The following is a 1,611-nucleotide window of genomic DNA, read 5'->3' on the forward strand; positions in this document are numbered from 1 at the left end:
CCCCCCCCCCCCCCCCCCCCCCCCCCCCCCCCCCCCCCCCCCCCCCCCCCCCCCTTTTAGATGTGTATAAGAGACAGAGCAAGTACTGAGCCTAAAAAACTAAATGATTTGGTTATGGCATACCCCTGAATGGCTGAAATTTGAATGATAAACGTTTCGGTATATTTCCAATTGGCGTTGGAAAATGCTAAGTCATTTCACCGAATAAGTCGATCAGATGCTAATAATTACAACCTATCGAGCCGGTGTTTTGTGTACACACCCATCCATCCCAACAATATTGCTGGCACAACGTCATCCTGTCATAACAAACTGAGGAACCTGAAATGGGGTCTGTACAGGTTGCACTCCAAGCAGGAACACCGCCTTTTACTTTTTTCATCTCGTTTTTGCTTAATAAATTCGATTTTTTCATGATTTGGATTTAAAAGGGTTATAGATTTTAGCCTTCTACGCAGGGCTATACACCACGGCATTTGTTTTACAACCGCATGCTGGTTGTTGTTAGAATTAACTATAAATTAATAATTATCATCCCAATAACCAAACCCATAGCTCAAAAAGAGCACCCGGTTGTTTAAAAATGTATCGGCTCAGCCGCCTTGGCTGTTAAACATTTTGGTCATGTTTCGCAAAAAGCGCTGCAACAACGAGCTTTCCCTGGTAATGATCTCCGCATCGGCCACCATGCCCTGTTTCAACACAATGGGATGTTCGGGATCCTTTTGTTCAAATTGCTGAAAATCTATTTTGGCTACAAATACGCTGTCTTTTAAGGCTACGTCGGTAATATAGCTTACTTTGCCATTAATGGCGCCAAATTCTTCGAACGGATAACTCCGCAGCTTAACCAATGCCCTTTGCCCTACGCTTACCTTGCCCATGTTATACTGAGGTATCTGTACTTCACCAAAAAAATTGGTGTTGCCTGGGTTAACGATAAACAATTCCTGATTAGCCGATACATTCTGGTTTTCCTGCAAAATACCTACATAACCTACCCTGCCCGACATAGGCGCCGACACTACATATTTCAGCATCCAGCTTTCCGTTTCGTTAATCATGCTATTTAATGCCTGTACAAACTTGGCCTGTTGCTCCTTAATGGTGTTTTCTAAGGTAGCCAGCTCTTTTTGCTTGGCCAAGTAGCTGGCGTTGTTATTGATTAATGCAGTGGCCGTTTGCTCTAAAGGATATTTGCTAGCCAGGTATTTATTTTCCTGTTGCTTAAACTCGCTATTGGAAATTACGTTTTTGCTTTTCAGCTTTTTGTAGTTTTCATACTCTTCTTCGGCATTGGCATATTCCTTCTCCTGGATCTGCTTTTGCTTGTAGATCTGTTGCTGCAGCTTGCGTACTTCCTCAAGGTCTTTTTGCAGGTAAGCCTTTTGCGTTAAATAAAAGCCCCCATTTTGGGTGCTGATAAACTGTAGGTATTCCTGATAAAAAGATTGATAGTTGCCTTGCAATTCGCCCAGATTAAGGCCTTTCGCTGTCTCTTATACACATCTGACGCTGCCGACGAACCACGACATAAAAAGGGGGGGGGGGGGGGGGGGGGGGGGGGGGGGGGGGGGGGGGGGGGGGGGGGGGGGGGGGGGGGGGGGGGGG

General features: G+C 45.7%; 1 protein-coding gene. It reads right to left on the bottom strand.

Annotated features, from left to right (window positions below):
* Positions 1–593: 593 nt before the first annotated feature.
* Positions 594–1,469, bottom strand: coding sequence for an HlyD family secretion protein (locus tag JHD69_RS19705; RefSeq protein WP_199142047.1), 876 nt, complete (start codon positions 1,467–1,469; stop codon positions 594–596).
* Between the last annotated feature and the right edge of the window lie 142 nt (positions 1,470–1,611).

It is taken from the genome of Pedobacter sp. ASV12 (assembly GCF_016429155.1).
Classification (GTDB): domain Bacteria; phylum Bacteroidota; class Bacteroidia; order Sphingobacteriales; family Sphingobacteriaceae; genus Pedobacter.